General features: G+C 69.9%; 19 protein-coding genes, 1 tRNA gene and 1 pseudogene. 17 read left to right on the plus strand and 4 right to left on the minus strand.

Translation table 11 applies throughout. The features are described 5' to 3' along the window. Positions 1-49 precede the first annotated feature (49 nt). The 5 genes from QE401_RS19130 (at position 50) to QE401_RS19150 (ending at position 3,709) form a co-directional block, all read left to right on the plus strand. Positions 50-2,110, plus strand: coding sequence for a glycosyltransferase family 61 protein (locus QE401_RS19130; RefSeq protein ID WP_307139714.1), 2,061 nt, complete (start codon positions 50-52; stop codon positions 2,108-2,110). A gap of 68 nt (positions 2,111-2,178) precedes the next feature. Beyond that, positions 2,179-2,255 (plus strand) — tRNA-Trp (locus QE401_RS19135). Positions 2,256-2,424: 169 nt separating this feature from the next. Beyond that, positions 2,425-2,622, plus strand: coding sequence for a preprotein translocase subunit SecE (secE, locus tag QE401_RS19140; protein ID WP_007004386.1), 198 nt, complete (start codon positions 2,425-2,427; stop codon positions 2,620-2,622). A gap of 15 nt (positions 2,623-2,637) precedes the next feature. Then, positions 2,638-3,174 (plus strand): transcription termination/antitermination protein NusG, encoded by a 537-nt coding sequence (gene nusG, locus QE401_RS19145; protein ID WP_307139715.1) that lies wholly within the window; start codon positions 2,638-2,640, stop codon positions 3,172-3,174. A 7-nt stretch (positions 3,175-3,181) separates the two neighbouring features. Further along, complete coding sequence (locus QE401_RS19150; protein ID WP_307139716.1) at positions 3,182-3,709, plus strand: DUF2062 domain-containing protein; 528 nt, start codon at positions 3,182-3,184, stop codon at positions 3,707-3,709. Positions 3,710-3,770: 61 nt separating this feature from the next. Here the strand turns inward: QE401_RS19150 and QE401_RS19155 are convergent, their stop codons facing one another. The 4 genes from QE401_RS19155 to QE401_RS19170 are packed head-to-tail and all read right to left on the minus strand — an operon-like array spanning position 3,771 to position 7,346. After that, positions 3,771-4,634: an efflux RND transporter periplasmic adaptor subunit gene (locus QE401_RS19155; protein ID WP_307139717.1), complete on the minus strand. Its 864-nt coding sequence runs from the start codon at positions 4,632-4,634 to the stop codon at positions 3,771-3,773. Beyond that, positions 4,631-4,840, minus strand: a complete 210-nt coding sequence (locus QE401_RS19160; RefSeq protein ID WP_307139718.1) for a DUF1656 domain-containing protein — start codon at positions 4,838-4,840, stop codon at positions 4,631-4,633. The genes QE401_RS19155 and QE401_RS19160 overlap by 4 nt, the downstream gene beginning before the upstream one ends. Next, positions 4,837-6,882 carry an FUSC family protein gene (locus QE401_RS19165; protein WP_307139719.1) on the minus strand — a complete coding sequence of 682 codons (2,046 nt, stop codon included), beginning with the start codon at positions 6,880-6,882 and terminating at the stop codon, positions 4,837-4,839. The genes QE401_RS19160 and QE401_RS19165 overlap by 4 nt, the downstream gene beginning before the upstream one ends. Next, positions 6,882-7,346: a MarR family winged helix-turn-helix transcriptional regulator gene (locus QE401_RS19170; protein ID WP_307139720.1), complete on the minus strand. Its 465-nt coding sequence runs from the start codon at positions 7,344-7,346 to the stop codon at positions 6,882-6,884. Before QE401_RS19170 ends, QE401_RS19165 begins: the two co-directional genes overlap by 1 nt. Positions 7,347-7,543: 197 nt before the next feature. Between QE401_RS19170 and QE401_RS19175 the strand changes: the two genes are divergently transcribed. From QE401_RS19175 to rplC, 12 genes and pseudogenes are all read left to right on the plus strand, one after another. Beyond that, positions 7,544-8,059 (plus strand): DUF4142 domain-containing protein, encoded by a 516-nt coding sequence (locus QE401_RS19175; protein WP_307139721.1) that lies wholly within the window; start codon positions 7,544-7,546, stop codon positions 8,057-8,059. A 254-nt stretch (positions 8,060-8,313) separates the two neighbouring features. Then, complete coding sequence (gene rplK / locus QE401_RS19180) at positions 8,314-8,748, plus strand: 50S ribosomal protein L11 (RefSeq protein ID WP_271136369.1); 435 nt, start codon at positions 8,314-8,316, stop codon at positions 8,746-8,748. A gap of 3 nt (positions 8,749-8,751) precedes the next feature. Next, positions 8,752-9,447: a 50S ribosomal protein L1 gene (rplA, locus tag QE401_RS19185; RefSeq protein WP_307139722.1), complete on the plus strand. Its 696-nt coding sequence runs from the start codon at positions 8,752-8,754 to the stop codon at positions 9,445-9,447. Positions 9,448-9,756: 309 nt separating this feature from the next. Continuing rightward, on the plus strand, positions 9,757-10,275 hold the full coding sequence (gene rplJ / locus QE401_RS19190; RefSeq protein WP_271136367.1) for a 50S ribosomal protein L10: 519 nt from the start codon (positions 9,757-9,759) through the stop codon (positions 10,273-10,275). Between the two features lie 96 nt (positions 10,276-10,371). Continuing rightward, on the plus strand, positions 10,372-10,752 hold the full coding sequence (gene rplL, locus QE401_RS19195; RefSeq protein ID WP_007004395.1) for a 50S ribosomal protein L7/L12: 381 nt from the start codon (positions 10,372-10,374) through the stop codon (positions 10,750-10,752). Between the two features lie 203 nt (positions 10,753-10,955). Next, positions 10,956-15,141: pseudogene (gene rpoB, locus QE401_RS19200) on the plus strand (DNA-directed RNA polymerase subunit beta). A gap of 88 nt (positions 15,142-15,229) precedes the next feature. Continuing rightward, positions 15,230-19,495, plus strand: coding sequence for a DNA-directed RNA polymerase subunit beta' (gene rpoC, locus QE401_RS19205; protein WP_307139723.1), 4,266 nt, complete (start codon positions 15,230-15,232; stop codon positions 19,493-19,495). Between the two features lie 409 nt (positions 19,496-19,904). Then, positions 19,905-20,276, plus strand: coding sequence for a 30S ribosomal protein S12 (gene rpsL / locus QE401_RS19210; RefSeq protein ID WP_007004399.1), 372 nt, complete (start codon positions 19,905-19,907; stop codon positions 20,274-20,276). A 13-nt stretch (positions 20,277-20,289) separates the two neighbouring features. Then, a complete protein-coding gene (gene rpsG, locus QE401_RS19215) occupies positions 20,290-20,766 on the plus strand; it encodes a 30S ribosomal protein S7 (protein ID WP_007004400.1) in 477 nt (158 codons plus the stop codon). Between the two features lie 25 nt (positions 20,767-20,791). Beyond that, a complete protein-coding gene (gene tuf / locus QE401_RS19220; protein WP_307139712.1) occupies positions 20,792-21,979 on the plus strand; it encodes an elongation factor Tu in 1,188 nt (395 codons plus the stop codon). Between the two features lie 31 nt (positions 21,980-22,010). Then, positions 22,011-22,319: a 30S ribosomal protein S10 gene (gene rpsJ, locus QE401_RS19225; protein ID WP_007004401.1), complete on the plus strand. Its 309-nt coding sequence runs from the start codon at positions 22,011-22,013 to the stop codon at positions 22,317-22,319. A 19-nt stretch (positions 22,320-22,338) separates the two neighbouring features. After that, a complete protein-coding gene (gene rplC / locus QE401_RS19230; protein WP_307139724.1) occupies positions 22,339-23,028 on the plus strand; it encodes a 50S ribosomal protein L3 in 690 nt (229 codons plus the stop codon). The last annotated feature ends 10 nt before the right edge of the window (positions 23,029-23,038 follow it).

Consider the following 23,038-nt stretch of genomic DNA (forward strand, 5'->3'; position numbering starts at 1 on the left):
CGGCGGGGTCGCTTGCGGCTCCATGCGCGCCGAGCAAGATGGGTCCGTCATGGCTGTTCCGACCACCAACCCCGCCGCGGCCGCCGCCGATCGCCCCGCCGCGCCGGCGCCACGGCCCGAAGCGGGGGAGGGGGCGCGCCCGAGGGACCCCGCCGCGGCGCTGCTGAAGCAAGGCGAGGCGCTGGCCGAGGCCGGCGACGCGCCGGGACTGCTGGCCTGGCTGGCCGGCCTCACCGATGCCGAGGTGCCGCCGCGCGCCCTGTCGCTGCTGGTGCGCGCCGGCCGCGCGCTGGGCCAGCCGGCGCTGCTGCGCCGCGCCGTGGCGCTGGGCGGCGATCCCTCCCTGCCGCCCTCGCCGCGCGTGCTGCTGGCCCAGGCGCTGCTGAATGACCGCTCGGCGGAGGCCGCGCTCGCCGCCTGGCGGGTGCTCTCCGCCGCCCCCGGCCTGTTCGCCTCGGCCTCCGCCCCCAATGCGCTGCGCTGCCTGGCGCTGCTCGGCCCGCGCCTGCCGCCCGGCGCCGCCCGCCAGGAGGCCGTGGCGCTGCTGGCCGCGCACCGCGACAGCTTCCCCGACCCGGCGGAGCTGGCGGCGCTGGAGGCGCGGGAGGGGCTGCGCGCCCTGGCGCAGCAGCGCGACTGGGCCGGGCTGTGCCGCCTGGCCGCCACCCTGCCGGATGCGGCGCTGAATGCCGAGGCCACCGGCCAGCTGCTGACCGCCGCGCTGCAGACCCGCGACGCCGAGGCGGCGCGGCGGGCCCTGGCGCTGTCGCCGGCCGAGCTGGAAAAGCCCAAGCGCCGCATCTGGTACGCCAACCGGCTGCGCATGGCGGGCCTCGGCGAGGCGGCGCTGGCGCTGCTCGACGTGCCGGCGCTGACCGAGGCCACGGATCCCGAGACGCGCGACGCGCTGCTCGACATGCTGTCGCAATTCCTCGGCAGCGGGGTGCGCGGCGCGCTGGCGCAGTCGCTGCAGGCGCTGGCGGCGCGGCTCTCCGCCCCGGTCTTCACGGCCGAGGAGATGCCCTTGCCGCCGCCGCTGCTCTCGCCCGCGCCGCCGCGGGACGCCGCGCTGGAGCTGCACGCCGCCCCCGGTGTCTCCGCCGCGCTGCGCGCCGCCTTCGGCCGGCAGCTGGAGCAGAGCCGCCAGCTGATGCGCCGCCCGCGCGACGAGGCGGCCGGCCTGCCGGCGCGGCCGCGCCTGCTGCTCTGCCGCGACGTGGCGGTGGACGAGACCGGCCGGGTCTGGGACGCGCAGGGGCGCGTCGCGCCGATCTACCACCGGCTGCTGCCGCCCGACCTGCCGCCGCTGCCCGAAGGCCCGGCCCTGGCCGAGGCGGTGCTGGCCACCGAGACGCCGCGCAATTTCTACCACTGGTTCGCCGAGGGGCTGCCCGCTTTGGCCTGGCGGCTGCGCCCGGACGCGCCGCGCCTGCCGATCCTCTACACGCCGCGCATCGAGGGCTTCCTGCGCGCCACCCTCGACCTGCTGGGCGACAGCCTGGGCGAGGTGCCGGCGCTGCTGCGGGTCGAGGCGCCGCTGCGGGTGGAGCGCGGCTGGATCAGCCCGCGCGGCATGCAGTTCCTCTATCACGCCGAGTATTTCGCCGATCTCTACGCCCGGCTGGTGGCGCAGGCGATGCGGCAGGCGGCGCCCGGCGTCAGCGGGCCGCGCCTCTATCTCTCGCGCCGCGACGTGCCGCGGCGCGGCATCGAGAACGAGGTGGAGCTGGAGGAGGCGCTGCGGCGCCTGGGCTTCACCGTGATGACCTTCCAGGGCGTGCCCCTGGCGCGGCAGATCCGCGCCTTCCAGGAGGCGGAGGTGGTGGTCTCCCCGCATGGGGCGGGGCTGGCGCATCTGGTGGCGGCGCGGCCGGGGCTGAAGGTGTTCGAGCTGCTGCCCGCCTGGCCGGGCACCGAGAAGCTGCGCAGCTGCTACAGCCGGGTCTCCGCCTTCCGTGGCCACCACCATGCGATATGGCTGGAGCCGGTGGACCCGGTCACCCAGGGCTGGCGGGTGCAGCTGGCGCCGATGCTGGCGGCGCTGCAGCGCTTCCTCGACGCGCCGCGGCCGCAGGGGGCGGGCGGGCCGGCACCGGTGTCTCCCGGCTGATTCCTGCCTCTCGACAGGGCGGCGGCCCTCGCCTATAGACGCCTCCTCGCGCAGCGTTGGCGCCGCGCAGGGGCGTAGCTCAATTGGCTAGAGCGCCGGTCTCCAAAACCGGAGGTTGGGGGTTCGAGACCCTCCGCCCCTGCCAGTGGCGCGGATCCGCATCCCTCGGGGGCGGTGTCCTTGCCCTCGCCGTGCGCGGCCGGGTCTTGCGGGGTGGCTCCGGTCCGGATGCCGCCCGCGAAGCGTTTCCCACGGACCATTCCGGTCGGAACCTCCAGCCTGGACCAGTCCGGCAACCAGTTAGGGTAGCGATTTTGGCGAAGCTCGATCCCGCGCTGTTCATCCGCGATGTGCGGCAGGAGGTGGCCCGTGTCACCTGGCCGACCCGCAAGGAGACGCTGATCACCACCGGCCTGGTGCTGGCCCTGTCCGCCCTGGCCGCCGTGTTCTTCCTGCTGACCGACAAGCTCATCCAGTTCCTGGTGAGCCTGCTGTTCGGCTTCGGCGCGTAAGACGGAGCGAGATCCATGGCCGACATGAAGTGGTACGTCGTTCACGTCTATTCGGGCTTCGAGAAGAAGATCGCGCAGCAGCTCAAGGAGCAGGCGGCGCAGAAGGGGCTGGCCGACCAGATCGGCGACATCCTCGTCCCCTCCGAGGAGGTGACCGAGGTGCGCCGCGGCCAGAAGGTCAATTCGGAGCGCAAATTCTTCCCCGGCTATGTGCTGGTGAAGATGGCGATGACCGATGAGGCCTGGCACCTGGTCAAGGACACGCCCAAGGTCACCGGCTTCCTCGGCGCCCGCAACCGCCCGAGCCCGATCTCGGAAGCCGAGGCGCAGCGCATCGTCCGCCAAGTGCAGGAAGGCGTCGACAAGCCGAAGCGCCCCGCCGTGGTGTTCGAGGTGGGCGAGCAGGTGCGGGTCGCCGATGGCCCCTTCACCAGCTTCAATGGCACGATCGAGGAAGTCGACGAGGAGCGCGGCCGCGTGAAGGTCTCGGTCTCCATCTTCGGCCGCGCCACCCCGGTCGAGCTGGAATACGCCCAGGTCGAGAAGGTCTGAGACCTGCATGCGCGCCCTGCTGCGGCGGGCGCGCGACTCCTGGGAGAGGCTGCTGGCCTCTCCCGGCGGGCCATCCAAGGTGGCCCTCGGCATCGCCGCCGGCGCCGCCGCGGCGATGCTGCCGGCCTTCGGGCTGCACCTGATCTTCGCCGCCGGTTTCGCGTGGGCGCTGCGCGGCAGCCTGCCCGTGGCCGCCGCCACCTGCCTGGCCTTCGGCAACCCGCTCACCCATGCCGTGCTGCTGCCCACCGAATACGCCATCGGCCGGGTGCTGCTGCCGCCCTCCGTCGAATTCCTGCCCGAGCATGGCCCGGCCTGGCTGATGGCCACGCTGCCGGCCGCCGAGGAGACGCTGCTGGGTGGCCTGGTGCTGGCGGTGGTGGTGGGCGGGGTCGCCTATGCCGCTGCGCGGCGCTGGGGAGGCGCTGCCTCCCCAGACAAACCCGATGATATCTGGGGAGGCTCCGCCTCCCCAGACCCCTCCGCCGGGGGGACAGGGTCCCCCCGGACCCCGCCCTCAGCAGGCACCAACTGAAGGCGGGGTCCGGGGTGGCCCTGCCACCCCGGCGGGGTTCCAGGGGCGGAGCCCCTGGCCCTCACTCCTCGACCACGCTGACCGTCGCCGTCCGCCCCGGGATCAGCAGCAGCCCTTCCGGCACCTCCTCCAGCTTCACCCGCACCGGCACGCGCTGCGCCAGCCGCACCCAGGAGAAGGTGGGGTTCACATTGGCCACCAGCCCGGCGCTGCGCTCGCGGTCCGCGATGCCGCCGGCGATGCTCTCGACATGGCCCTGGAGCACGCGCGGATCGCCCATCAGCGTCACCCGCACCCGGTCGCCGGGATGGATGCGGGCCAGCTTCGTCTCCTCGAAATAGCCCTGCACATGCAGGCTGCCGGCATCGACCAGCGCCATCACCGCGCTGCCGGCCGAGACATAGGCGCCGGGCCGCAGCGTCAGGTTGGTGATGATGCCGGCGGCGGGGGCGTGGATCTCGGTGCGCGCCAGGTTCAGCCGCGCCAGCTCGCGCGCCGCTTCCGCCTCCTGCAGCGCCGCGGCGGCGGTGGCCGCGTCGGAATGCGCCTGCTCCTGCCGCTGCTGCGAGACGATGCCGGCATCCAGCCGGTCATAGCGCCGCTCGTCGCGCCGGGCGCGCTCCAGCGAGGCGGCGCGGCTTGCCACCACCGCCTCGGCCTGCTGCAGCGCCAGGGCGAAGCGGGCCTGGTCCAGCCGGAACAGCGGCTGGCCCTTCTCCACCACGGCATTGTCCTGCACCAGCACCTCGGCCACGAAGCCGGAGACGTCGGGCGCCACGCCGATGATGTCGGCGCGCACCCGCCCGTCCCGCGTCCAGGGCGCCTCCATGTAGTAGCGCCAGAGCTCCAGCGCCGCGAGCAGCGCGGCGGCGACCAGCAGCAGGGTGACGACGATCCGGATGAACCGGGCGAAGAGGGGCTTCATCGGGAGAGGCTTTCAGCCAGGGCGGCCACACCGCCCAGCAGCAGGAGGTAGAGGGCGAAGTCGAAGAGCGGCGCGTGCCAGATCCAGCGATAGGCGCCGAGCGCCAGCAGGGCGCGGCGCAGCAGCGCGGTCAGCGGCAGGGCCAGCGCCGCCCAGACCAGCAGGGCGGGCAGGTAGATGCCGTAGAGGTCGATTTCGGCGATCATGCGGGCAGGCTTTCGGTGGCCCCTGGGGCGGGGCCGGCGGTGAAGGGGGAGGTGGCCTCCGGGAACAGCGCCATGCGCAGCCCGCCGAGCGACAGCGCCGCCTGGCGCGCCGCGCGGCCGGGCGCCCCGGCCGCCGCCAGCAGCGCGGCGTCGAGCCGCGCCAGCAGGGTGTCGCGCGGCAGCTGGCCGCGCGCCTCGGCGGCCAGCGCCGCCAGCGCCGCCTCCAGCGCGGCGCGCGGCGCGGCGGGCAGGGCGGGCAGCTGCTCGCGCAGCCGCAGCAGGTTCAGCGCGGCGCGCAGATCGGCCAGCTCGGAGACCGGCACGGCGCGCGCATCCACCGCCTGCAGCCTTGCGGCCAGCGCCTCGAACCGGTCGAGCATGACGCCGAGGATATGGCGCAGCTCGGCCGGCGCGCGGCCCTCGGCCAGCCGGGCCAGGTCCTGGCGGTCGGCCCGTGCCAGGCGGCGGACCCGCCAGGCGACGCCCAGCGAGCGGAGCAGCCGCACCGTCAGCAGGGCGAGCGCCAGCCCGCCCAGCGTGGCCAGGCCGCCATCCGCCCAGGCGGCGAAATCGGCGCTGTAGGTCTCCTGCAGGTTGATCACCGCCGGCACGGTCGCGGCGACGGCGAGCGCGGGCGCCATCAGCGCCGGCTGCGCCATCAGCGCGCCGGCCGGGAGATAGACCACGGCCAGCACCAGCAGCAGCAGCGGGAAGCCGTCGATGCGCGGCAGGACGACGAACTGGTACAGCCCGGCCAGCAGCACGGCGATGCCGGCGCCCAGGATGAACTGGCGCAGCGCCGGCGCCGGGTCGTCCAACTGGGCAAAGATGCAGAGCGCGACGCCCGACATCATGGCGAGGCTGGCGCCATGCGCCCAGCCGGTGCCGATCCACAGCGCGCAGCCGATCAGCAGCGCCAGCGCCGCCGCGCCACCGGACAGCGCCACCAGCAGCGGGTCGACATGCCCGGGCGGGCGGGTGGCGTTGTCGGGGGTGGCGTCGGCCGGGCGCTCGGCCTGCAGCCGGTCGACCAGCACCAGGCATTCGCGCCAATGCGCCAGCAGCTCGCGCAGCCGCTCCAGCAGCCCGTCGCGCAGCAGCGCCGTCCAGGGATCGGGGGAGGCGAGGGGGTGCGAGGCCGCCTCCTCCAGCCGCGCCTCCAGCCGCTGCACCTTCAGCCGCTGCGCCGCATCCGGCGCGGCGCCGGCCGAGCCCGTCATCCAGCCGGCGATGTCGGCCTGCAGCGTGGCCAGCGCCGCGGCGGCCTCCGGGTCCAGCGTGGCCAGGGCGCGGTTGCGTTCGCCGATGGCGGTCAGCAGGGTGGGCAGGGCGCGGGCATGCTCATGCAGCCGCCCGGCCCAGAGCAGGGGGGCGCGGCGGCTGCGCGCCTCGTAGCGCGCCTGCTGGAACAGGGCGGAGAGCGCCGCGCCATCGCGCGCCACGCGGCGGCGCTCGGCGGCGAAGCGGTCCGGATCGTGCGGGCGGGTCAGGCTGTCCTCGGCCAGCCGCGCCAGATCGGCCAGCCAGGCGCGGCTGGCCGCCAGCAGGCGCGGCGCGCCATGCTGCGGAAACAGCACGCCATGCATCAGCCAGGCGCAGAGGATGCCGAGCCCGATCTCGATCATGCGCGAGATGGCGGTGTCGAACACCGTGCCGGGCTGGTCGACGATGGGGAAGCAGATCAGCGCCGCGGTGTAGCCGGACAGCATGAAGGCATAGGCGCGCGGCGTCGGGTCGTAGAAGGAGGCGGCGAGGCAGAGGCCGAGCCACAGCGCCAGGGCGAGGGCGAAGAGCGGCGGCGCCGCGATCAGCAGCGGCAGCGCCAGGATCGAGAAGATGCCGCCGCACAGCGTGCCGGCCAGCCGCCACAGCGCCTTGGCGCGCAGCGCGCCGGAGAAGGGCTGCGCCACGATGTAGACGGTGGCCATCGCCCAGTAGGGGCGCGGCAGGTCGAGCGAGAAGGCGATCCACAGCGCCAGCGCCGCCGCGGCGAAGCTGCGCGCCGAATAGAGCCAGTCGGCCAGGATGGGCAGGCGCGGCATCAGGCGAAGCCCCCCGTCGGGCAGCCGAGCCTGGCCGCCATCGTCTCCAGCACCCGCAGCGCGGCGGCGATGTCGTCCGGGTCGCTCTCGCCCAGCAGCTCGGCGCGCAGCGCGTCCAGCGCGGCGGTGGCCTTCTCGCCGACCTGGCTGCCCAGCTCGGTCAGGTGCAGGGTGCGGGCGCGGCGATCGGCCGGGTCGGCGCGGCGCTCGACCAGGCCGGCCCCGGCCAGATGGTCGACCAGCGGCACCAGCGAGGGCTGCTCGATGCCCAGCGCCGCGGCCAGCCGGCCCTGGCGGCAGCCTTCCCCGGCATGGTCGCGCAGCAGCAGCAGCGCCAGCCCCGTGGCGTGGCTGAGGCCGAGCGGCGCCAGCCGCAGATCGGCCTCGCGCCGCCAGGCCCGGGTGACGGCGATGAAATGCCCGCCGAAGCGGCGATACAGTTCGGGGAGGGCGAGGGGATCCATGGCCAGATACATAGAGCCCTAATGATTAGGGGCCAGTGAATTTGCGCCGCGTCCCCGGCATGGCTGAGCCGCCGCCTTCGCGGTGGGCCGTTTCCGGGAGGCCGCCCGCCGCCGGGCGATGCGCGCGGCCTGGGCAGGGAACCCTGGGTGGCCGGGGCCGGTTGCGGTTGCAGGCAACCTGACCTGGGAGAGAGCTCATGCAACGACGCGTCATCATGACCGGCCTGGCCGGCGCCGCCCTGCTGCCGCTGACGGCGGCCTCCGGCCTGGCCCAGCCGGCGCCGGGCATGGCCGCCCCCGGCGCCGACGGGCTGGCGCCCTGGCGGCTGCGGGTGCTGGCCGGCGGCGTCTTCTCCATGCGGAGCAGCGCCCTGGCGGCCGAGCGCGCCCGCACCCCGGCGGTGCGCGCCTTCGCGCATTTCGAGACCGCCGAGCAGGAAGGCCTGCTGCGCGCCATGCAGCTGGCCGGGCTGCCGGTGCCGGCCCAGGTGCCGCTGCCGGGCGAGGCGCTGCAGGAGCTGCAGGCCCTGCAAACCCTGCAGGGCGGGGAATTCGAGCGCCGCTACCTGGCCGGCCAGACGGCGACGCATGAGGCGCTGCTGCAGGCGCAGCAGGCGCTGCTCACCGGCGGCCTGCCGCCGGAGCGGGTGATCGCCGCCCTGGCGGTGCCCGGCATCGAGCAGCATATCGCCATGCTGCGCGGCATCGGCTAAGGCCGGGCCGGCCGCGTCCCCGCCCGCCGGCCTCCCCGGCGCCGGGCGGGGCGCGGCGGGCCAGCCATGCGCAGGGCGGGGTTCAGAGGCGTCTGGACTCTCGCCGGCGGGACCTGTATAGGCCCGCCTCCGCCGTGACACTCCTGTGGCGCGCGATGTTGCGCGCACGGAAGGTTGCGGCGTTTTTGTCAGGGACGCGGGAGGCCCGGCCAGGGCCGACAGCACCGCGCACCTCTGAACGCAGAGGACGTAACATGGCTAAGAAGATCGTCGGCTACATCAAGCTGCAGATCCCGGCCGGCAAGGCGAACCCGTCGCCGCCGGTCGGCCCCGCGCTGGGTCAGCGCGGCCTGAACATCATGCAGTTCGTGAAGGAATTCAACGCGGCGACGCAGCAGATGGAGCCCGGCACCCCGACGCCGGTCGTCATCACCGCGTATTCGGACCGCACCTTCTCCTTCATCACCAAGACGCCCCCGAACACCTACTTCCTGCTCAAGGCGGCGAAGCTGGAGAAGGGCAGCCAGACCCCCGGCAAGGGCGGTGTGGTCGGCCGTCTGACCAAGTCGCAGCTGCGCGAGATCGCGCAGGTGAAGATGAAGGACATGAACGCCAACGACGTCGAGGCCGCCGTGCGCATGCTGGCCGGTTCCGCCCGCTCGATGGGCATGTCCGTGGTGGAGGGCTGATCCATGGCCAAGCAGGGCAAGCGTCTCAAGGGCCTGTATGCCGGTCTCGACCGTGACCAGCTGCACCCGCTGACCGAGGCGATCGCGACCGCCAAGGCCAATGCCAAGGCGAAGTTCGACGAGACCGTCGAGATCTCGATGAATCTCGGCATCGACCCGCGCCACGCCGACCAGATGGTCCGCGGCCTGGTCGGCCTGCCGCACGGCACCGGCAAGACCGTCCGCGTGGGCGTCTTCGCCCGCGGCCCGAAGGCCGAGGAGGCGAAGGCCGCCGGCGCTGACGTGGTCGGCGCCGACGACCTGGCCGCGCTGGTGCAGGAAGGCAAGATCGAGTTCGACCGCTGCATCGCGACGCCGGACATGATGGGCCTGGTCGGCCGCCTGGGTAAGATCCTGGGCCCGCGCGGCCTGATGCCGAACCCGAAGCTCGGCACCGTCACCATGGACGTCAAGGGCGCCATCGCGGCGGCCAAGGCCGGCCAGGTGGAGTTCCGCGCCGAGAAGGCCGGCATCGTGCATGCCGGCATCGGCAAGGCCTCCTTCTCGGCCGAGCAGCTGGTCGAGAATGCGCGCGCCTTCATCGAGGCGATCCAGCGCGCCAAGCCGACCGGCGCCAAGGGCACCTATGTGAAGAAGGTCGCCGTGTCCTCCTCCATGGGCCCCGGGCTCAAGGTGGATGTGACCACCCTCTCGGCCTGAGCCGAGTGACGAGATACGCGCCGCCCCCTCGGGGGTGAGTGCGGGCAAGGGAAGGGGTCCGCCCCTTCCCTGACACCTGTCCGAGAACGCATGTGGCCCCTTGCCGGGCCTTAAGGGGGCAGCCGCCCCGCAGGCGTGAGATGGGGATGCCGAGAGATGCAGGCCGTCGCCGCCTTGTGCGGTGCGGCGTGATGCTTGGTCTTCCGCAGACTCAGACAGGCGAACCGGGGCGTATCCATCCGGATGCGCCCCCGTGTGAACCGGCCGGAGCCCTTCCACAAGGCGCCGGCCACCGTGTGGAGACGGGAGTTGGATCGTACGGAGAAGCGTGCGTTCGTTGCCTCCCTCGCAACGGTGTTCGCCGAGACGAATTTCGTGCTCGTCGCCCAGAACAAGGGCATGACGGTCGCGGAAGTGTCGAATCTGCGGCGCCAGATGCGGGCGGCGGGCGCGACGTATAAGGTCGCGAAGAACCGGCTGGCCACCCTCGCCCTCGACGGCACCCGCTTCCAGGGCATCTCGCCGCTGCTGAAGGGTCCGACCGCGCTCGCGTGGTCGACGGATCCGGTGGCGGTGGCGAAGACCGCCGTGGAGTTCGCCAAGGGTAACGACAAGTTCGTCATCCTGGGCGGGGCGCTCGGGACCCAGGAGCTGGACGCCGAAGGCGTCAAGGCCCTGGCCGCGCTGCCCTCGCTCGAAATCCTGCGCGCGAAGCTGCTGGGTCTCATCCAGACCCCTGCGACGCGTATCGCTGGTGTGCTTCAGGCGCCCGGTGGTCAGGTGGCGCGCGTGCTGGCGGCTTACGCCAAGAAGGACGAGGCGGCCTAACAGGCGCCTATCGCGGAAGACCCCGGGCTGGCCGCACTTCGCCAACCGGGGATTGCATTCATCACGCCAAGCGATTACATCGAAGGATAGAAAACCATGGCCGATCTCGCGAAGCTGGTTGACGAGCTGTCCAGCCTGACCGTTCTGGAAGCCGCCGAGCTGTCGAAGCTGCTCGAGGAGAAGTGGGGCGTGTCCGCCGCTGCTCCCGTGGCCGTTGCCGCTGCCCCCGCCGCTGGTGGCGCTGCCGCCCCGGCCGCCGAGGAGCAGACCGAGTTCACCGTCATCCTGGCGAACTCCGGCGACAAGAAGATCAACGTGATCAAGGAAATCCGCACCATCACCGGCCTGGGCCTGAAGGAGGCCAAGGATCTGGTCGAAGGTGCGCCGAAGACCGTGAAGGAAGGCGTCTCCAAGGACGAGGCCGAGAAGATCAAGAAGGTCCTCGAGGAGAACGGCGCCAAGGTCGAGGTCAAGTGAGGTCCTTCCGGCAGCCTGGCATCCCGTTCGGGATGCCGGCCGCCGGGCTGGGCTGAGCGCGATACGACGCACAGCGGAAACGGGCGGGGACCCCCTCGGGTCCCTGCCCGCGACTGCGTTGCCGGCGGGCAGACCGCCGCACGCGATAAGAGGTACCCGCCGGCCGGGGCGGTTGGGCCGGAGCGAAGGGAAGCAGGACGGGCATGAACGCAATCACGAAGTCGTTCACCGGGCGGAAGCGCATCCGGAAGTCTTTCGGGCGGCTGCCCGAGGTGGCGCCGATGCCGAACCTCATCGATGTGCAGCGCGCCTCCTACGAGGCCTTCCTGCAGATGGGGGTGGATCCAGACGCTCGCACGAACACCGGGCTTCAGGAGGTGTTCAAGTCGGTCTTCCCGATCGACGATTTCGCCGGCCGCGGCCGCCTGGAGTTCGTCCAGTACGAGCTCGAAGAGCCGAAGTATGACGTGGAAGAGTGCATCCAGCGCGGGCTGACCTTTGCCGCCCCGCTGAAGGTGCGGCTGCGCCTGATCGTCTGGGATGTGGACGAGGACACCGGCTCCCGCTCCGTCCGCGACATCAAGGAGCAGGATGTCTACATGGGCGACATGCCGCTCATGACGGACAACGGCACCTTCATCATCAACGGCACCGAGCGCGTCATCGTCTCCCAGATGCACCGCTCCCCGGGCGTGTTCTTCGACCACGACAAGGGCAAGACGCACAGCAGCGGCAAGTACCTGTTCGCCGCGCGCGTCATCCCCTATCGCGGCTCCTGGCTCGATTTCGAGTTCGATGCCAAGGACATCTGCTACGTTCGTGTTGACCGGAAGCGCAAGCTGCCCGCCACGACGCTGCTCTATGCCCTGGAATCGGCCCGCACCGAGGCGCTGCGCGCCGAGCGCGGCGATGCCGCGCTGGAAGCCGGCGAGATCCGCGGCATGGATGCCGAGGAGATCCTCAACACCTTCTACGGCCAGGTGGTGTTCAGCCGCGGTCCGAAGGGGTGGAGCCGTCCCTTCGAGCCCGACGCCTTCCGCGGCGTGAAGCTGATCGAGAACCTGGTCGACGCCGCGACCGGCGAGGTGGTGGCCGAGAAGGACACCAAGCTGACGCCGCGCCTGGCGCGCAAGATCGCCGAGGCCGGTACCAAGGAGGTGCTGGTCGGCCGCGCCGATCTGCTCGGCCGCTATGTCGCCGAGGATCTGGTCGACCTGACCACCGGCGAGATCTGGGCCGAGGCCGGCGACGAGCTGACCGAGCCCAAGCTCTCCGCCATCGAGCAGGCCGGCATCGACGCCCTGCCGACCCTGGCGATCGACCAGACGGTCGGCCCCTGGCTGCGCAACACCCTGGCCGTCGACAAGAATGGCAGCCGGGACGAGGCGCTGATGGACATCTACCGGGTGATGCGCCCGGGCGAGCCGCCGACGCCGGAGACCGCCGAGGCGCTGTTCCGCGGCCTGTTCTTCGACGCCGAGCGCTACGACCTGTCCACGGTCGGCCGCGTGAAGATGAACATGCGCCTGGGCTTCAGCCTGGAGGATGTGCCGGACCATATCCGCGTGCTGCGCAAGCAGGACATCATCGCGACGGTCCGCACCCTGCTCGAGCTGAAGGACGGCAAGGGCCAGATCGACGACATCGACAATCTCGGCAATCGCCGGGTGCGTTCGGTCGGCGAGCTGATGGAGAACCAGTACCGCGTCGGCCTGCTGCGCATGGAGCGCGCGATCAAGGAGCGCATGGGGTCGGTCGATATCGACACCGTCATGCCGCATGACCTGATCAACGCGAAGCCGGCCGCCGCCGCGGTGCGCGAGTTCTTCGGCTCCTCGCAGCTGTCGCAGTTCATGGACCAGACCAACCCGCTGTCGGAAGTGACGCATAAGCGCCGCCTCTCGGCGCTTGGTCCGGGCGGTCTGACGCGCGAGCGCGCCGGCTTCGAGGTGCGCGACGTGCACCCGACGCATTACGGCCGCATCTGCCCGATCGAGACGCCGGAAGGCCCGAATATCGGCCTGATCAACAGCCTCGCCACCTTCGCCAAGGTGAACAAGTACGGCTTCATCGAGACCGCCGTACCGCCTGGTGAAGGACGGCAAGATCGTGGGCGATCCGCGCTACCTCTCCGCCATGGAGGAGGAGAAGCTGGTCGTCGCCCAGGCCGATGCCGAGGTGAATGCCGAGAGCGGCGAGTTCCTCTCCGACCTCGTCTCCGTCCGCCAGGGCGGCGATTTCCGGCTGGTGAAGCCGGAAGAGGTGACGGCGATCGACGTCTCGCCGAAGCAGCTGGTCTCCGTCGCCGCGGCGCTGATCCCGTTCCTGGAGAACGACGACGCCAACCGCGCGCTGATGGGCTCCAACATGATGCGTCAGGCGGTGCCGCTGGTCCGCTCCGACGCGCCGCTGGTCGGCACCGGCATGGAGGCCGCGGTCGCCCGCGACTCCGGTGCGACCATCGTGGCGCGGCGCGGCGGCGTGGTGGACAGCATCGACGGCGCCCGCATCGTGGTGCGCGCGACGAATGATGAGGACGGCACGACCCGTGGCGTCGACATCTATCGGCTGCGCAAGTTCCAGCGCTCCAACCAGTCGACCTGCATCAACCAGCGCCCGCTGGTGAAGGTGGGCGACCAGGTGGCGGCCGGCGACATCATCGCCGACGGCCCGTCCACCGAGCTGGGCGAGCTGGCGCTGGGCCGCAACGTGCTCGTGGCCTTCATGCCCTGGAATGGCTACAACTTCGAGGACTCCATCCTCATCAGCGAGCGCATCGCGAAGGATGACGTCTTCACCTCGATCCATATCGAGGAGTTCGAGGTGATGGCCCGCGACACCAAGCTGGGCCAGGAAGAAATCACCCGCGACATCCCGAATGTCGGCGAGGAAGCGCTGCGCAACCTCGACGAGGCCGGCATTGTTTACGTTGGCGCCGAGGTTAATCCGGGCGACATCCTTGTGGGTAAGGTCACCCCCAAGGGCGAAAGCCCGATGACACCCGAAGAAAAACTGCTGCGCGCCATCTTCGGCGAGAAGGCCTCCGATGTCCGCGACACCTCGCTGCGCCTGCCGCCTGGCACGACCGGCACGGTGGTCGATGTGCGCGTGTTCAACCGCCGCGGCGTCGACAAGGACGAGCGCGCCATGGCGATCGACCGCGCCGAGATCGAGCGCCTGGCCAAGGACCGCGACGACGAGAAGGCGATCCAGGAGCGCAGCTTCCACTCGCGCCTGCGGGAGAAGCTGCTGAACCAGAAGGCCTCGGGCGGCTTCAAGGGCGTCAAGGCGGGCACCCCCATCACCGACGAGGTGCTGGACCAGTTCGCCCGAGCCACCTGGCGCCAGATCGGCGTGCAGGACGACGCCGTGATGGTCGAGATCGAGGCGCTGAAGCGCGAATTCGACGCCGCGGTCGAGAAGCTGCAGAAGCGCTTCGAGTCCAAGGTGGAGAAGCTGCAGCGCGGCGACGAGCTGCCGCCCGGCGTGATGAAGATGGTCAAGGTCTTCATCGCGGTGAAGCGCAAGCTGCAGCCCGGCGACAAGATGGCCGGCCGCCACGGCAACAAGGGTGTCGTCTCCCGCGTCGTGCCGGTCGAGGACATGCCGTTCCTGGAGGATGGCACCTCGGTCGATCTGGTGCTGAACCCGCTGGGCGTGCCCTCGCGCATGAATGTCGGGCAGATCCTGGAGACGCATCTGGGCTGGGCCTGCGCCAATATCGGCAAGTCCATCGGCGAGCTGGTCGAGGATTACCGCCGCGCCGGCGCGGCGCGCGAGGCGCTGCTCGAGAAGCTCCGCGATGTCTATGGCGATGAGATCTATGGCCGCGACATCGAGGACATGTCCGAGGACCAGCTGATCGAGCTGGGCGAGAATCTGCGCAAGGGCGTGCCGATCGCGACGCCGGTCTTCGACGGTGCCCGCATGTCGGACATCGAGCGGATGCTGGACAAGGCGGGGCTCGACACCTCGGGCCAGAGCCGCCTGGTCGATGGCCGCACGGGCGAGTATTTCGAGCGCAAGGTGACGGTCGGCTACATCTACATGCTGAAGCTGCACCACCTGGTGGACGACAAGATCCACGCCCGCTCCATCGGCCCCTACAGCCTCGTCACCCAGCAGCCGCTGGGCGGCAAGGCGCAGTTCGGCGGCCAGCGCTTCGGCGAGATGGAGGTCTGGGCGCTGGAGGCTTACGGCGCCGCCTACACCCTGCAGGAGATGCTGACGGTGAAGTCGGACGACGTGTCCGGCCGCACCAAGGTGTACGAGGCCATCGTGCGCGACCAGGACAGCTTCGAGGCCGGCATTCCGGAATCCTTCAACGTGCTGGTGAAGGAGCTGAAGTCGCTGGGCCTGAATGTGGACCTGGAGAACCGCGCGGCGTGAACCTCCCGCCTCGCCAGACCCGAGTTTTTTTGCTCAGCCGCGCCGGGGTGACCCCGGCGCGGCGGCCTCACCTTGAGAGGACGGCCGCATGAACGAGCTGATGAAGATCCTGGGCCAGACCGGCCAGGCGATGACGTTCGATCAGATCAAGATCACCATCGCGAGCCCGGAGCAGATCCGCTCCTGGTCCTATGGCGAGATCAAGAAGCCCGAGACGATCAACTACCGCACCTTCAAGCCGGAGCGGGACGGGCTGTTCTGCGCGCGCATCTTCGGTCCGATCAAGGACTATGAGTGCCTGTGCGGCAAGTACAAGCGGATGAAGTTCCGCGGCATCATCTGCGAGAAGTGCGGCGTCGAGGTGACGCTGGCCAAGGTCCGGCGCGAGCGCATGGGCCATATCGAGCTGGCCAGCCCCGTCGCGCATATCTGGTTCATGAAGTCGCTGCCTTCGCGCGTCGGCCTGATGGTCGACATGTCGCTGAAGGAGCTGGAGAAGATCCTGTACTTCGAGTCGTATGTGGTGCTGGAGCCGGGTCTGACCGACCTCAAGCTGCACCAGCTGCTGACCGAGGAGCAGTTCGTCTCCAAGCAGGATGAGTTCGGCGAGGACGCCTTCTCCGTCGGCATCGGCGCCGAGGCGGTGAAGCAGATGCTCGCCGCCATCGACCTGGAGCGCGAGAGCGAGCGGCTGCGCGCCGACCTCAAGGAGACCACCTCCGAGGCCAAGCGCAAGAAGCTCGTCAAGCGGCTGAAGATGATCGAGTCCTTCCGCGAGGGCGGTGCCCGTCCGGAGTGGATGATCCTCGACGTCGTGCCGGTGATTCCGCCCGAGCTGCGCCCGCTGGTGCCGCTGGATGGTGGTCGCTTCGCGACCTCCGACCTGAACGACCTGTATCGCCGCGTCATCAACCGCAACAACCGCCTGAAGCGGCTGATCGAGCTGCGCGCCCCCGACATCATCGTGCGCAACGAGAAGCGCATGCTGCAGGAATCGGTCGACGCGCTGTTCGACAATGGCCGCCGCGGCCGGGCGATCACGGGCGCCAACAAGCGCCCGCTGAAGTCGCTCTCCGACATGCTGAAGGGCAAGCAGGGCCGGTTCCGCCAGAACCTGCTCGGCAAGCGCGTCGACTATTCGGGCCGTTCCGTCATCGTCGTCGGGCCGGAGATGAAGCTGCACCAGTGCGGCCTGCCGAAGAAGATGGCGCTGGAGCTGTTCAAGCCCTTCATCTACTCGAAGCTCGAGAAGTACGGCCACGCCACCACCATCAAGGCCGCCAAGCGGATGGTGGAGAAGGAGCGTCCCGAGGTGTGGGACATCCTCGAGGAGGTGATCCGCGAGCACCCGGTGATGCTGAACCGGGCGCCGACGCTGCACCGCCTGGGCATCCAGGCCTTCGAGCCGGTCCTCGTCGAGGGCAAGGCGATCCAGCTGCACCCGCTGGTCTGCACCGCCTTCAACGCCGACTTCGACGGCGACCAGATGGCCGTGCACGTCCCGCTGAGCCTTGAGGCTCAGCTGGAAGCGCGCGTGCTGATGATGTCGACCAACAACATCCTCAGCCCCGCCAACGGCAAGCCGATCATCGTCCCCAGCCAGGACATCGTGCTCGGCCTCTACTACCTGTCGCTGGAGACGCCGGAATTCCGCGTCGCCGCGAAGGAGCTGGAGGAGAAGCGCGCGCTGATCCGCTCGGCGGAGCAGAAGGGCGGCAAGGATCTCAGCGAGGCCGAGAAGGCCGCGCTGGAGCACCGCCCGCATGTCTTCGGCGATCTCGGCGAGGTGGAGCAGGCGCTGGCCGCCGGCAGCATCACCCTGCACACGGCGGTGATGGCGCGCGTGCCCTCGCCGACGGTGGAGAACGCCAAGCGGCTGGAGACGGTGCTGACCACCGCCGGTCGCATGATGATGGGCGCCCTGCTGCCGCGCGACCCGCGCACGCCCTATGCGCTGGTCAACCGCCAGCTGACCAAGAAGTCCATCTCGGACGTCATGGACGCGGTCTACCGCCATTGCGGCCAGAAGGAATCGGTGATCTTCGCCGACCGCCTGATGGCGCTGGGCTTCCGCCAGGCGGCCAAGGCCGGCATCTCCTTCGGCAAGGATGACATGGTCATCCCGGACGAGAAGGAAGGGCTGATCGCGCGCACCAAGGCCGAGGTGAAGGAGTTCGAGCAGCAATATCTCGACGGCCTGATCACCGCGGGCGAGCGCTACAACAAGGTGGTCGACGCCTGGTCGCGCTGCACCGACGAGGTGGCCGGCGCGATGATGAAGGAGATCTCGCGCCAGGAGGTCGGCAAGCCGATCAACAGCGTGTGGATGATGTCGCATTCCGGTGCGCGTGGCTCGCCGGCGCAGATGCGCCAGCTGGCCGGCATGCGCGGCCTGATGGCCAAGCCCTCGGGCGAGATCATCGAGCAGCCGATCATCGCGAACTTCAAGGAAGGCCTGTCGGTCCTCGAGTACTTCAACTCGACCCACGGCGCCCGCAAGGGCCTGGCCGATACCGCGCTGAAGACCGCGAACTCCGGCTACCTGACCCGCCGCCTGGTCGACGTGGCGCAGGATTGCATCATCGTCGAGGTCGATTGCGGCACCGAGCGCGGCATCACCGTGCGCGCCGTGATGGATGGCGGCGAGGTGGTCTCCTCGCTCTCCGAGCGGATCCTGGGCCGCACCGTGCAGCGCGACATCTTCGACCCGACCTCGGGCGAGCTGCTCTATCCGCGCAACACGCTGATCCAGGAGCCCGAGGCGGAGCGGATCGAGAAGGCCGGCGTCGAGGAGGTCTATATCCGCTCGGTGCTGACCTGCGATGCGCGCTCGGGGGTCTGCGGCCATTGCTATGGCCGTGACCTGGCCCGCGGCACGCCGGTGAATATCGGCGAGGCGGTGGGTGTCATCGCCGCGCAGTCGATCGGCGAGCCGGGCACGCAGCTGACGATGCGCACCTTCCACATCGGTGGTGCCGCGACCCGCGGCGCCGAGCAGTCGGCGGTGGAAGCCACCGGCGACGGCACGGTGGTGGTGCTGAACCGCAACGTCGTGGCGAACAGCCAGGGTGCTGCCATCGTCATGGCGCGCAACTGCGAGATCGTGCTGAACGACGCCAATGGCCGCGAGCGTGCCCGCTACCGCGTGCCCTACGGCGCCAAGCTGCTGGTGCAGGAGGACGGCCTGGCCGTCACCCGCGGCCAGAAGCTGGCGGAGTGGGACCCGTTCACCCTGCCGATCATCACCGAGAAGGGCGGCACCGTCGAATATGCCGACCTGATCGAGGGCGTGACGCTGGTCGAGCGGCAGGACGAGGTGACCGGCCTCTCCTCCAAGGTGGTGGTGGACTACAAGCAGGCCGCCAAGGGCGCCGATCTGCGTCCGCGCATCATCCTGAAGGACGAGAAGGGCAACATCGTCCGCCTGGCGAATGGTGCCGAGGCCCGCTACTTCCTGTCCCCCGACTCGATCCTGTCGGTGGACAATGGCGCCTCGGTCCAGGCCGGTGACGTGGTGGCCCGCCTGCCGCGCGAATCCTCGAAGACCCGCGACATCACCGGCGGTCTGCCGCGTGTGGCCGAGCTGTTCGAGGCGCGCCGTCCGAAGGACCACGCGATCATCTCCGAGATCGACGGGCGCGTGGAGTTCGGCAAGGACTACAAGGCCAAGCGCCGCATCCTGGTGGTGCCGGAGCAGGTCGGCGACGAGCCGCCCGTGCCGCGTGAGTACCTGGTGCCGAAGGGCAAGCACGTCTCGGTGCAGGAAGGCGACTATGTGAAGGCCGGCGACCCGCTCGTCGACGGCCCGCGCGTGCCGCACGACATTCTCCGGGTTCTGGGCGTGGAAGCCCTCGCCAATTACCTGGTGAACGAGATCCAGGACGTCTATCGACTGCAGGGCGTGAAGATCAACGATAAGCATATCGAGGTGATCGTCCGCCAGATGCTGCAGAAGGTGGAGATCCTGGATCCGGGCGACACCACCTTCCTGGTGGGCGAGACGGTCGAGCGCATCGAGTTCGAGATGGAGAACGAGAAGCTGCTCGCCCGCAAGGAGCGCCCGGCGCGCGCCGAGCCGGTGCTGCAGGGCATCACCAAGGCCTCGCTGCAGACCACCAGCTTCATCTCGGCCGCCTCCTTCCAGGAGACCACCCGCGTGCTGACCGAGGCGGCTGTCGCCGGCAAGGTCGACTACCTGGCGGGCCTGAAGGAGAACGTGATCGTGGGTCGCCTGATCCCGGCGGGCACGGGCTCGGTGATGAACCGGCTGCGGGCTCTGGCCGCGCAGCGCGACGGCCAGCGGCTGACCGGCCAGGGCGCGCTGCCCAAGCCGGGCGCCGAAGCCGCGGAGTGATCCGCGGCGGCCGGGGCGGGGAGCGATCCCCGTCCCGGCCGCCGCTACCGTGAAACCGCGTGTTTCACGGCGCCTTCCCCTCTCTGGAAGGCGGGCCGGGCAGCCCCCGGTCTTTTGCATGGGAGACGCCTCCATTGCGGGGGCGGATTCTTTGGTCAGGGGGTGCGGCGTGCTTGACTCATGGGGGGTCGGCGCGTAGTTTCCGCGCCCTCGACGGGGTTGTGCTCGCCATATGGGCATGACCTGCGGAGTTCTGGACGACAGGTTCTGAGCATCCGGCGCCGCACCCAATTCGGGTGCTGAGGCCGGGGCGGGACAAGCCCGATGGGGTGGCATGGAAGTGCCGCTCGGTCGGGCGCTCTTGCTTGCAAGGGGCCTGGGCGTTCGAAGAAGGGCACGAAGGGGCGTCATGCCGACGATCAACCAGCTCATCGCCAACGGGCGTGAGCCCAAGCCGAGCCGTAACAAGGTTCCGGCGCTGCAGGGCTGCCCGCAGAAGCGCGGCGTCTGCACGCGCGTGTACACCACCACTCCGAAGAAGCCGAACTCGGCTCTCCGTAAGGTCGCCAAGGTGCGCCTGGTGAACGGGATGGAAGTGGTGAGCTACATTCCGGGTGAAGGTCACAACCTGCAGGAGCACTCGGTGGTGCTGATCCGCGGCGGGCGCGTGAAGGACCTTCCCGGCGTGCGCTATCACATCCTGCGCGGCGTGCTTGACACGCAGGGCATCGCCAAGCGTCGCAAGCGCCGTTCGCTGTACGGCGCGAAGCGGCCGAAGTAAGGGATAGAGAGCGATGTCGCGTCGCCATAGCGCCGAGAAGCGCGAAGTTCTGCCGGATCCGAAGTTCGGCGATCTCGTCCTCAGCCGTTTCATGAACGTGCTGATGTATGACGGCAAGAAGAGCACGGCCGAGCGTATCGTCTACGCCGCCATGGACACCCTGAAGCGCCGCGGCGGTCCGAACAGCGACCCCCTGCGCCTGTTCCATGAGGCGATGGACAATGTGAAGCCGGCCGTCGAGGTCCGCTCGCGCCGCGTCGGTGGTGCCACCTACCAGGTGCCCGTCGAGGTGCGCCCGGAGCGTCGCCAGGCGCTGGCCATCCGCTGGCTCATCGAGTCCGCCCGCAAGCGTGGCGAGCACACGATGGAAGAGCGCCTCTCCTCCGAGCTGATGGACGCGGCGAACAACCGCGGCTCGGCCGTGAAGAAGCGCGAAGACACGCACCGGATGGCCGAAGCCAACAAGGCCTTCAGCCACTACCGCTGGTAACGACACCCGATCGGGGACGAAGACGATGGCGAAAGCTAAGTTTGAGCGGAACAAGCCGCACTGCAACATTGGTACGATCGGGCATGTCGACCATGGCAAGACGTCGCTGACCGCGGCGATCACCAAGGTCCTGGCGAAGTCGGGCGGTGCGTCCTTCACGGCCTATGACCAGATCGACAAGGCGCCGGAAGAGCGCGCCCGTGGCATCACCATCTCGACCGCTCACGTTGAGTACGAGACGGCGAACCGCCACTACGCCCATGTCGATTGCCCGGGCCACGCCGACTACGTGAAGAACATGATCACGGGTGCCGCCCAGATGGACGGCGCGATCCTGGTCGTGTCCGCCGCCGACGGCCCGATGCCGCAGACCCGCGAGCACATCCTGCTGGCCCGCCAGGTCGGCGTGCCGGCGCTGGTGGTGTTCCTGAACAAGTGCGACATGGCCGACCCCGACCTGCTGGAGCTGGTCGAGATGGAGGTGCGTGAGCTCCTGTCCAGCTACCAGTTCCCGGGCGACGACATCCCCATCGTCAAGGGCTCGGCCCTGATGGCGCTGGAGGACAAGTCCCCCGAGCTGGGCGAGCAGGCGATCCTGAAGCTGATGGAAGCTGTCGACAGCTACATCCCGCAGCCGGAGCGTCCGAAGGACCTGCCCTTCCTGATGCCGATCGAGGACGTGTTCTCGATCTCGGGCCGCGGCACCGTGGTGACCGGCCGCGTCGAGCGCGGCATCGTCAAGGTGGGCGAGGAAGTCGAGATCGTCGGCCTGAAGGACACCGTGAAGACGACGGTGACCGGCGTCGAGATGTTCCGCAAGCTGCTGGACAGCGGTGAGGCCGGCGACAACATCGGCGCCCTGCTGCGCGGTACGAAGCGCGAGGACGTGGAGCGCGGCCAGGTTCTGGCCAAGCCCGGCTCGATCACGCCGCACACCAAGTTCAAGGCCGAGGCGTACATCCTGACGAAGGAAGAGGGCGGCCGCCACACGCCGTTCTTCACCAACTACCGTCCGCAGTTCTACTTCCGCACGACCGACGTGACGGGCGTGGTGCAGCTGCCGGAAGGCGTCGAGATGGTGATGCCGGGCGACAACGTCGCCATGGACGTCGAGCTGATCGCGCCGATCGCCATGGACCAGGGCCTGCGCTTCGCGATCCGCGAAGGTGGCCGCACGGTCGGCGCCGGCGTCGTCGCCTCGATCAGCAAGTAAGCGGCAGCGGGCAGAGAATAGGCGCCAGAACATGGACAGCCAGAACATCCGCATCCGCCTCAAGGCGTTCGATCACCGCGTGCTGGATGGCAGCACGCGGGAGATCGTGAACACCGCGAAGCGGACGGGCGCGCGCGTGCGCGGCCCGATCCCGCTGCCGACGGAAATCGAGCGTTTCACCGTGAACCGCTCGCCGCATGTCGACAAGAAGAGCCGTGAGCAGTTCGAGATCCGGACTCATCGGCGTCTGCTCGATATCGTCGATCCCACCCCGCAGACCGTGGACGCGCTGATGAAGCTCGACCTGGCGGCCGGTGTGGACGTCGAGATCAAGCTCTGAGGCCGGGGAGTAGAACACCATGGCCGCGAAGAATGGTCGCACCGGCCTGATCGCGAAGAAGCTGGGCATGACCCGGCTGTTCAACGACGACGGCTCGACCGTGCCCGTGACCGTGCTGCACCTGGACCAGGTGCGCGTGGTTGCGACCCGCACGGACGAGAAGGACGGTTACAATGCGGTTCAGCTGGGCTTCGGCCTGGCGAAGCCGAAGAACGTCTCGAAGCCCAACAAGGGTCACTTCGCCAAGGCGGGTGTCGAGGCGCCGAAGAAGGTCGTCGAGTTCCGCGTGGCCGCTGACGCCATGCTGGAGCCGGGCGCGAAGCTCTCCGCGAATCACTTCGTGAAGGGCCAGATCGTCGACGTGACGGGCACCTCGAAGGGCAAGGGGTTCGCCGGCGCCATGAAGCGCTGGAACTTCTCGGGCCTTGAGGCGACGCACGGCGTCTCGATCTCGCACCGGTCGCACGGTTCGACGGGCAACCGTCAGGATCCGGGCAAGACCTTCAAGAACCTCAAGAAGATGGCTGGCCATCTGGGCGTTGAGCGCGTGACCACGCAGAACCTGGAGGTCGCCGGTTTCGACCTCGAGAAGGGTCTGCTGCTGGTCAAGGGTGCGGTGCCTGGCGCGAAGGGCGGGTATGTGCTGGTGCGCGACGCGGTGAAGTCCGCGCGCCCGGCCGACGCGCCGTTCCCCGCGGCCGTGGCCTGAGGGTTAGGAC

Source organism: Pseudoroseomonas cervicalis (assembly GCF_030818485.1).
GTDB lineage: Bacteria > Pseudomonadota > Alphaproteobacteria > Acetobacterales > Acetobacteraceae > Pseudoroseomonas > Pseudoroseomonas cervicalis_A.

Excerpts from the sequence above, each read along its gene's own strand:
- rplC (WP_307139724.1), top strand. The coding sequence starts at position 22,339 with ATGGCCGCGAAGAATGGTCGCACCGGCCTGATCGCGAAGAAGCTGGGC.
- QE401_RS19150 (WP_307139716.1), top strand. The coding sequence starts at position 3,182 with ATGCGCGCCCTGCTGCGGCGGGCGCGCGACTCCTGGGAGAGGCTGCTG.
- QE401_RS19165 (WP_307139719.1), bottom strand. The coding sequence starts at position 6,882 with ATGCCGCGCCTGCCCATCCTGGCCGACTGGCTCTATTCGGCGCGCAGC.
- QE401_RS19170 (WP_307139720.1), bottom strand. The coding sequence starts at position 7,346 with ATGGATCCCCTCGCCCTCCCCGAACTGTATCGCCGCTTCGGCGGGCAT.
- nusG (WP_307139715.1), top strand. The coding sequence starts at position 2,638 with ATGGCCGACATGAAGTGGTACGTCGTTCACGTCTATTCGGGCTTCGAG.
- rpoC (WP_307139723.1), top strand. The coding sequence starts at position 15,230 with ATGAACGAGCTGATGAAGATCCTGGGCCAGACCGGCCAGGCGATGACG.
- QE401_RS19130 (WP_307139714.1), top strand. The coding sequence starts at position 50 with ATGGCTGTTCCGACCACCAACCCCGCCGCGGCCGCCGCCGATCGCCCC.
- QE401_RS19155 (WP_307139717.1), bottom strand. The coding sequence starts at position 4,634 with ATGAAGCCCCTCTTCGCCCGGTTCATCCGGATCGTCGTCACCCTGCTG.
- QE401_RS19175 (WP_307139721.1), top strand. The coding sequence starts at position 7,544 with ATGCAACGACGCGTCATCATGACCGGCCTGGCCGGCGCCGCCCTGCTG.
- rplA (WP_307139722.1), top strand. The coding sequence starts at position 8,752 with ATGGCCAAGCAGGGCAAGCGTCTCAAGGGCCTGTATGCCGGTCTCGAC.
- rplL (WP_007004395.1), top strand. The coding sequence starts at position 10,372 with ATGGCCGATCTCGCGAAGCTGGTTGACGAGCTGTCCAGCCTGACCGTT.
- rpsJ (WP_007004401.1), top strand. The coding sequence starts at position 22,011 with ATGGACAGCCAGAACATCCGCATCCGCCTCAAGGCGTTCGATCACCGC.
- rpsG (WP_007004400.1), top strand. The coding sequence starts at position 20,290 with ATGTCGCGTCGCCATAGCGCCGAGAAGCGCGAAGTTCTGCCGGATCCG.
- QE401_RS19160 (WP_307139718.1), bottom strand. The coding sequence starts at position 4,840 with ATGATCGCCGAAATCGACCTCTACGGCATCTACCTGCCCGCCCTGCTG.
- rpsL (WP_007004399.1), top strand. The coding sequence starts at position 19,905 with ATGCCGACGATCAACCAGCTCATCGCCAACGGGCGTGAGCCCAAGCCG.
- rplK (WP_271136369.1), top strand. The coding sequence starts at position 8,314 with ATGGCTAAGAAGATCGTCGGCTACATCAAGCTGCAGATCCCGGCCGGC.
- tuf (WP_307139712.1), top strand. The coding sequence starts at position 20,792 with ATGGCGAAAGCTAAGTTTGAGCGGAACAAGCCGCACTGCAACATTGGT.